The 7,575-nt window shown below is 70.3% G+C and carries 7 protein-coding genes; 2 read left to right on the forward strand and 5 right to left on the reverse strand.

Features of this window, described 5'->3' with window-relative positions; genetic code table 11:
• Nucleotides 1-1,095: penicillin-binding protein activator (locus tag FV228_RS15665; protein ID WP_147855469.1), on the forward strand; the 1,095-nt coding region annotated here is incomplete at its 5' end.
• A 17-nt stretch (nucleotides 1,096-1,112) separates the two neighbouring features.
• Here the strand turns inward: FV228_RS15665 and hemW are convergent.
• From hemW to rph, 3 genes are read right to left on the reverse strand one after another with little or no spacing between them, the layout of a single operon-like run.
• Nucleotides 1,113-2,288 carry a radical SAM family heme chaperone HemW gene (hemW, locus tag FV228_RS15670; RefSeq protein ID WP_187277769.1) on the reverse strand — a complete coding sequence of 392 codons (1,176 nt, stop codon included), beginning with the start codon at nucleotides 2,286-2,288 and terminating at the stop codon, nucleotides 1,113-1,115.
• A 38-nt stretch (nucleotides 2,289-2,326) separates the two neighbouring features.
• The gene (rdgB, locus tag FV228_RS15675) at nucleotides 2,327-2,956 is read right to left on the reverse strand and encodes an RdgB/HAM1 family non-canonical purine NTP pyrophosphatase (protein WP_147855470.1); all 630 of its coding nucleotides are present in this window, start codon (nucleotides 2,954-2,956) and stop codon (nucleotides 2,327-2,329) included.
• A complete protein-coding gene (rph, locus tag FV228_RS15680; RefSeq protein WP_147855471.1) occupies nucleotides 2,953-3,666 on the reverse strand; it encodes a ribonuclease PH in 714 nt (237 codons plus the stop codon). The genes rdgB and rph overlap by 4 nt, the downstream gene beginning before the upstream one ends.
• A 166-nt stretch (nucleotides 3,667-3,832) precedes the next feature.
• On the opposite strand from rph, the gene hrcA reads away from it, so the two are divergent.
• Nucleotides 3,833-4,888 carry a heat-inducible transcriptional repressor HrcA gene (gene hrcA / locus FV228_RS15685; protein WP_147855474.1) on the forward strand — a complete coding sequence of 352 codons (1,056 nt, stop codon included), beginning with the start codon at nucleotides 3,833-3,835 and terminating at the stop codon, nucleotides 4,886-4,888.
• Nucleotides 4,889-4,904: 16 nt separating this feature from the next.
• On the opposite strand, the gene FV228_RS15690 is transcribed toward hrcA, so the two are convergent.
• Nucleotides 4,905-6,905: a methyl-accepting chemotaxis protein gene (locus tag FV228_RS15690; RefSeq protein ID WP_147855472.1), complete on the reverse strand. Its 2,001-nt coding sequence runs from the start codon at nucleotides 6,903-6,905 to the stop codon at nucleotides 4,905-4,907.
• A 348-nt stretch (nucleotides 6,906-7,253) separates the two neighbouring features.
• Nucleotides 7,254-7,575 (reverse strand): DUF1236 domain-containing protein (locus FV228_RS15695; protein ID WP_246693918.1); only part of this gene is annotated, 322 nt, incomplete at its 5' end.

The raw sequence follows: 7,575 nt of genomic DNA on the forward strand, positions 1-7,575 counted from the left end.
GCGGACCCGAACGCTGCCCCCCTCACCCCGGCGGCGGCCGGCGGCAACCGCATCGGCTCGGGCGCCGTGAAGGTCGCGCTGGTCCTGCCCCTGACCGGCACCGGGGTGGCCGTGGAGACTGCGATGCGCAACGCCGCGCAACTCGCTTTCGACGAGGCCCAGCAGCCGGACCTGACGATCCTGATCGAGGACGACCGGGGCAGCCCGGACGGCGCCCGGGAGGCGACCCAGGAGGCCCTGAAGGCGGGTGCCGACATCGTGCTCGGGCCTGTCTTCGCCGCCAACGTCCAGGCCGCCGCCGTGCCGGCCCGGGCCGCCGGCAAACCGGTGATCGGATTCTCGACGGATGCCTCCGTGGCCGCCCGGGGGATCTATCTCCTGAGCTTCCTGCCGCAGCCCGAGGTCGACCGGATCGTCGACGAATCCGTCGCCGACGGCCGACGCTCCTTCGCGGCCCTGATTCCGGAGACCGCCTACGGCAACGCCGTCGAGGCCGAGTTCCGAGAGGCGGTCGCCCGCAAGGGGGCCCGGGTCGCGGCGGTCGAACGCTATCCGTCCGGGGCGCCCGGACCGGCGGTGGAGCGGCTGGCGCGCGTCATAACGGGGGCCGGCGCGACCGCCGACACGCTGTTCATCCCGGATACCGCGGAGGCGATGCCGGCGGTGGCGGCGGCGCTGACCAAGGCGGGTTACAACCCCAGTCGGGTCCGGCCGATCGGTACGGCCCTGTGGAACGAGCCGTCGCTCTACGCGCTGCCGGCGCTCCAGGGCGGGCGGTTCGCCTCGCCGGACCGGAACGGCTTCTCCAGTTTCAGCGGTCGCTACCAGGCCCGATTCGGTGCCGTGCCGCCGCGTGTCGCATCGCTGGCCTACGACGCCGTTATGCTGTCGGCGGCGCTGAACCGGCAATACGGATCGCAGCGTTTCGCCGAGACGACGCTGACCAACGCCTCCGGCTTCTCCGGAACGGACGGCACCTTCCGGTTCCGGCCGGAGGGGCTCAGCGATCGGGCGCTGGCGGTCTACGAGATCCGCAACAACGCCGCGAGCGTAGTCAGCCCGGCGCCACGTGTCCTGGCCAAGCCCGGGACCTGAGAGAGCCGGCGGCCCGATCAGGCCGCGAGTTCGGCCACCAGGGCGTTGAGGACCGGCGCGCCCCGCGGCGTGGCGGCGATGCGCCCGCCGGGCAGGCGATGGAGTAAGCCGTCGCCGACCAGCATGCCGATCCGGTTGCCGTTGAGCGGTCGGCCCTTCAGGGCGGCGTAGCGCTCGGGATCGATCCCCTCAGTCAGCCGCAGGCCCATCACCAGGAACTCGTCGGCTTGGTCTGCCGCCGCCAGGGTCTCGGTCTCGACGATCCCCTGGCCGTCGCGCTCGACGCGGGCCAGCCACGCTTCCGGGTTGCGTTCGGTGACGGTGCCGATCCGCCCGGCCGGGGTGACCAGGCGCCCATGCGCCCCGGGCCCGATGCCGGCATATTCGCCGTAGCGCCAGTAGAGCAGGTTGTGCCGCGATTCCGCCCCCGGGCGGGCGTGGTTCGAGATCTCGTAGGACGGCAAGCCAGCCTGCCCGCAGACCTCCTGGGTCACGTCGTAGAGGACCCGGCCCACCTCGTCGTCGGGCGTCACCAGCTTGCCGGCGGCGGCGAGGCCGTGGAACGGCGTGCCCGGCTCGATGGTGAGCTGGTACAGCGACAGGTGCTCGGCGGCGCGGGCGAGCGCCTCGTTCAGCTCGGCCCGCCACAGGGCGGGGGTCTGATCGGGGCGGGCGTAGATCAGGTCGAACGAGGTCCGGTCGAACACCGCCTGCGCGATGCCGATCGCCGCGAAGGCCTCCTCGGCGTTGTGCAGCCGCCCGAGCTTCTTCAGGGAGGCGTCGTCCAGCGCCTGCACGCCGAGCGATACCCGATTCACCCCGGCGGTCCGGTAGCCGCGGAAGCGACCGGCCTCGACGCTCGACGGGTTGGCCTCGAGGGTGATCTCCACATCCCGCGCCACCGCCCAGTGCTCCGCCACCGCGTCGAGCAGGCCCGCCACCGTCGCGGGATCCATCAGCGACGGCGTGCCGCCGCCCAGGAAGACGCTGGTGACGGTGCGGCCGGGGGTGCGGGCGGCGCTGTGGGCAATCTCCGCCCGGAAGGCGTCGAGGTAGCGCGCCTGATCCACGCCCGCGTGCCGGACGTGGCTGTTGAAGTCGCAATACGGGCACTTCGCGGCGCAGAAGGGCCAGTGCAGGTAGATGCCGAAGCCCGCGTCGCGGGTCGGATGGTCCGGGCCGGTCGAAGTCATGATCGCCGGGATGTGAGGGTGCCGGCCGGGTTTGGCAATCAAGCCGCCGGTGCCAGGCAAGCGCGGCTCAGCAGCACGAAGGCCCGGGCGCGGTGCGACAGCCCCTCCCCCTTCTGCCAATCGACCCCGTGCTTCTCCTCGGCGCCCATCTCGCCGAAGGTGCGGCCATGGCCATCCGGCTGGAAGATCGGATCGTAGCCGAAGCCGGCATCGCCCCGCGGCGGAACGAGCGTGCCGAACACGCGGCCCTCAAACAGCTCGGTATGGCCGTCCGGCCAGGCGAGCACGAGGGCGGAGACGAAATGCGCCGTCCGGTCGCTCGCCTGACGCTGCTCCAGCTCCGCAAAGATCCGCGCCATCGCGCCGGAAAAGTCCTTGGCCGGGCCGGCCCAGCGGGCGGAAAAGATGCCCGGCGCGCCGTCCAGCGCAGCGACGCACAGACCGGAATCGTCCGCGAAGGCGGGTAGCCCGGTCGCCTTCGCGGCGGCGTGCGCCTTGATGGCGGCGTTCTCGGAGAACATCGTGCCGGTCTCGTCGGGCTCGGGCAGCCCCAGTTCGCCGGCCGAGACGGCCTCGATCCCGAACGGCGCCAGCAGCTCACGCATCTCGGTGAGCTTGCCCGCGTTGTGGGTGGCGATCACCACCTTGCCGGTCAGCTTGCGGCTCACGCGATCGTCTCCTTCTGGAGGGCCACCAGCCGGTCCGTGCCGGCGCGGGCCAGCCGCAGCAATTCGAGGAGCTGGGCCTCGGAGAACGGCTCCATCTCGGCGGTGCCCTGCACCTCGACGATGCCGCCCTTGCCGGTCAGCACGAAGTTGGCGTCGGTCTCGGCCGCCGAATCCTCGGCGTAGTCGAGGTCGAGCACCGGATTGCCCTTGTACAAGCCGCAGGACACGGCCGCGACGTGATCGCGCAGCGGGTCCACCGAGATGATCGAGCGGGTGCGCATCCAGGCGAAGCAATCGTAGAGCGCCACCCAGGCACCGGTGATCGCCGCGGTGCGGGTGCCGCCATCGGCCTGGATCACGTCACAGTCGACGGTGATCTGGCGCTCTCCCATCGCGGGCAGGTTGGTGACCGCGCGGAGCGAGCGGCCGATCAGGCGCTGGATCTCCTGCGTGCGGCCGGACGGCTTGCCGGAATTGATCTCGCGCCGGGTCCGGTCGTGCGTCGCGCGCGGCAGCATGGCATACTCGGCGGTGACCCAGCCCTTTCCGGAGCCGCGCAGCCACGGGGGACCGCGCTCTTCGAGGGAGGCGGTGCAGAGCACGCGGGTGTTGCCGAAGCTGACCAGGCACGAGCCCTCGGCGTAGCGCGAGACCGCGCGCTCCAGGGTGACGGGCCGCAGCTCGTCGGCGGCGCGCTTCGAAGGCCTCATCGCGGGCCCTTTCTGATGAGAGAGTGAGGGCCGGGCTCTTAGGCCGCGGAGCCTGCGCGGGCAAGCATCGCCGTACGGATTGATCCCCGGACACCGGGCGGACATGATCGCACGACAGGATGACCGCGTGACCGACTCCAACAGCCTCTTTCCGCAAGACCCCTCGATGCAGGCGCTGGCCGCCCTCAACGAGCGCGCCCGCGAGATCTTCCGGCAGATCGTCGAGAGCTATCTCACGACCGGAGAGCCAGTGGGGTCACGCAACCTGGCGCGCATCCTCCCGATGGCGCTGTCGCCGGCCTCGATCCGCAACGTCATGGCGGACCTGGAGCATTCCGGCCTGATCTTCGCGCCGCACACCTCGGCCGGCCGCCTGCCGACCGAACTCGGGCTGCGGTTCTTCGTGGACGCCATGCTCGAACTCGGCGATGTCGGCCAGGAGGAGCAGGCCCGGATCGAGGCGGAGATGCGCGCGGCCGCCTCCGGCCACACCTTCGATTCGGCGCTGGCCGCGGCCTCGACCATGCTGTCGGGCATCTCGCGCGGGGCCGGCGTGGTGCTGACCACGAAGGCGAACGTCCACTTGAAGCACATCGAGTTCGTCCGCCTCGATCCGGCCCGCGCCCTGGTGGTGCTGGTCTCTGACGACGGCTCGGTGGAGAACCGGCTGGTCGACCTGCCGCCGGGCCTGCCCGCCGGTGCGCTTCAGGAGGCCACGAACTTCCTCAATGCCCGGCTGCAGGGCCGCACCCTCGGCACGCTGCGCGCCGAGATCGAGGCCGGCCGCAAGGCGATGAAGCGCGAGCTCGACGCGCTGACCGAGCGCCTGGTCGATGCCGGCCTGGCGACGCCGGTTGGCCCGAGCGAGGCCCGGCAGCTGATCGTGCGCGGGCAGGCGAACCTGCTCGACGACCTGCGCGCCGTCGAGGACCTCGAACGCATCCGCCTGCTGTTCAACGACCTGGAGACCCAGAAGGACGTCATCGACCTCCTGGCCCGTGCCGAGGGCGGCGAGGGCGTTCGGATCTTCATCGGCTCGGAGAACAAACTGTTCTCGCTGTCCGGTTCGTCGCTGATCGCCGCGCCGTTCCGCGACGGTTCGCAGAAGATCGTCGGCGTCGTCGGCGTGATCGGGCCGACGCGGCTGAACTACGCCCGCATCGTCCCGATGGTCGACTACACCGCCCGGGTGGTCTCGAAGCTGCTCGACGGCGGCCGCTGACAGCTGCCCGTCGGGCTCAAGCGGCCCGGACGGTGTGCAGGAAGTCTGCGACCTCCCGAGTGAGCTGCGCCGATTGCCGCGACAGCGCGGAGGCCGCGTCCAGCACTTGATGGGCGGCCGTGCCGGTCTGCTCCGCGGCCTCGGCCACGCCGGTGATGTTCGTGGTCACCTCGTCCGTCCCGCTCGCCGCCTGGCTGACGTTGCGCACGATCTCCTGGGTCGCCGCGCCCTGCTCCTCCACCGCCGCCGCCACCGCGCCGGTCACCTGGTTGATGTCGCGGATGCGCGTGACGATCCCGCCGATCGCCTGCGTGGCGTGGTCGGTCGAACCCTGGATCCGGCCGATCAGGCCGGTGATCTCTTCGGTGACGCGCCCGGTCTGGGCAGCCAGTTCCTTCACCTCGGAGGCCACGACCGCGAAGCCCCGCCCCGCATCGCCGGCGCGGGCGGCCTCGATCGTCGCGTTCAGGGCGAGGAGGTTGGTCTGAGCCGCGATGCTGGAGATCAGCCCGACCGCGTCGCCGATCTTCGCGACGGCCTGGGCCAGGTCCTGCACCAGATGGCCGGTCTGGTCCGCCTCGCCGACCGCCGCCTGCGCCAGGGTGGTCGAGCCCTCCACCTGCCCGGCAATCTCCCGGACGCTGGCACCGAGCTGCTCCGCGGCGGCCGCGACCGTGCGAACGTTGGTGGCCGCCTCCTCGGCGGCGGCCGCGACGCTGGTCGATTGCGCCGCCGCCTGGGTCGCGCTCGCCGTCAGGGTCTGGGCCGTGGCCTCCAGCTCCGTGGCCGAGGACGAGACCATGCCGACGATCGCCCCCACAGCCTGCTCGAAGCCGTCGGCCAACGCGACCATCGCGCGCCTGCGCTCGGAGGCGGCGGCCTCGTCGGCCATGCGCTTCGCCTCGGCCTGGTCGCGCGCTCGCTGCGCCACCAGCGCCTTGATGCCTTCGACGGCCCGGCCGACCAGCCCGATCTCGTCACTGCGCCGGGCCTCGGCGATCTCGGCATCGAGCTCGCCCTGGCTCATGCGCTGCAGGACGCCGACCAAGCGGTTCAGCGGGCGCGAGACGGTGAGCGTCATCAGCCGGCCGACCACGATGCCGAGCACGAGCAGAACCAGCAGGGTAGCCGCCGCCAGGTTCGTCGCCAGTGCCGTAGTCGGAGCCAACGCCTCGGCGCTGTCGACCGAGAGGGCGATGTACCAGTCGAGCGACGGGGGCAGGTTCGGGACGCGGGCGAAGGCGGTGAAGGTCGCCCGGTCGCCCTCCCGCGTCTCGGCCAAGCCACCGCCGATCTTCGGGAGCGGCCCGGCAATCAGGTCCGAGAGAGGCTTGCCGATCAGCTCTGGGCGCGGATGGACCAGTACCGTTCCGCCGCCCGACACCAGGTAGGCGTAGCTTTTGCCGCCCGCTGCGACCTCTGCAATCATCCGGGTCAGGGCCGAGCTGTCGAAATCGCCTCCGATGACACCGAGGATCGCTCGATCCTCACCGAAGATTGGCCCCGCGGCGGTGATGGTGATGACGTTGGTTCCGGCATCGGTGTAGGGCTCGGTCAAGACAGCTTGCCCCGCCGCCATGGCATCCTTGTACCAGGGACGTTGCCGCGGATCGTAGCCGGCGGGCAGCTCGGATTGAGGCATCTCCGTGTAGAAGCCGTCCGGACGGCCGAGATAGGCACTTATGAAGAGGTCTCGCGCCATCGGCAGACCGAGGACGTCGTTCGCCTTCGGCCCGACGCCGACGAGCGCGATCTGCTGCGCCATGAGCTGCGTCACTTCGAGCTTGCCGCGCAACCAGTTCCCCACGCTCCGCGCCGATGCGGCGCTCAAGCTGGCCATGTTGGCATCGAGGTTGGCCCGCAGGGCGGTGGATTGCGTGGCGTAGAGATAGGCGGAACTCGCCCCGAAGGCGGCACAGACCACACCGAGGATCAGGAGTATGGCGCGGCCGGATACACCGAGGCGCGGGCGCCAGCCGCGCGCAAGTCGAGCCGCGTTGAGTCCCTGTCTCGACATGCCTTGCCCTCATCAGCCGATAATCGATCGATCACCCCGCAGGTACCGCACCCATAAACCGACACCAAATCCTATTGTCGATCACTGGAATACTGTCCGCGGGCACCGGACGTTCGATTTACATCGAGGCGCCGCAGCTGCTGATTCAGAGGCATCAACCGTGCCGACCGCTCTGCTATCCTTCACAGCTTTCGGTCGTCTTGCAATCGCTTGCTGCGCATCGCAGTGAGCACCAAGGCATTCTTGAAATCTCTTATTGCGCATTTTACCGCCGGGATTCTTCATCCCGGCGGTGAAGGTTTTCAGCGCCGTACACTTGAGCGCGAAGAGAGGCGACTATCCAGCAACTTACGCAGGAATCACGTCGACGATCTCGTAGGTATCGGGATCGATGATTACGATGTCGTCGCGCACGAGGACGAAGTCGTAGCCTTCGTACTCCGGCACGATCTCGATGATCGCGGGCGGCAGCCGGTGAAGCCTTACGGAGCGCGGAATTGCCGTTCCGATCGCGAGTCCGAACGCGACGTCGCGCAGCGGCGAGACGCCGAGCCGGGTGATCGAGCCGCGGAACTCCGTGCGCTGACGGGTGTCCAGACGACCGACCGCACCGCGGGCCGAACCGCCGCCGCGACCGCCGCGGACACCGTCGCGCCCACCACGATCGCCC

The organism is Methylobacterium sp. WL18, from assembly GCF_008040015.1.
GTDB classification, from domain to species: domain Bacteria; phylum Pseudomonadota; class Alphaproteobacteria; order Rhizobiales; family Beijerinckiaceae; genus Methylobacterium; species Methylobacterium mesophilicum.

Bases quoted from the DNA above. Each gene is read 5' to 3' on its own strand.
- hemW (WP_187277769.1), bottom strand. From the start codon at position 2,288: ATGACTTCGACCGGCCCGGACCATCCGACCCGCGACGCGGGCTTCGGC.
- FV228_RS15690 (WP_147855472.1), bottom strand. From the start codon at position 6,905: ATGTCGAGACAGGGACTCAACGCGGCTCGACTTGCGCGCGGCTGGCGC.
- hrcA (WP_147855474.1), top strand. From the start codon at position 3,833: ATGCAGGCGCTGGCCGCCCTCAACGAGCGCGCCCGCGAGATCTTCCGG.
- rph (WP_147855471.1), bottom strand. From the start codon at position 3,666: ATGAGGCCTTCGAAGCGCGCCGCCGACGAGCTGCGGCCCGTCACCCTG.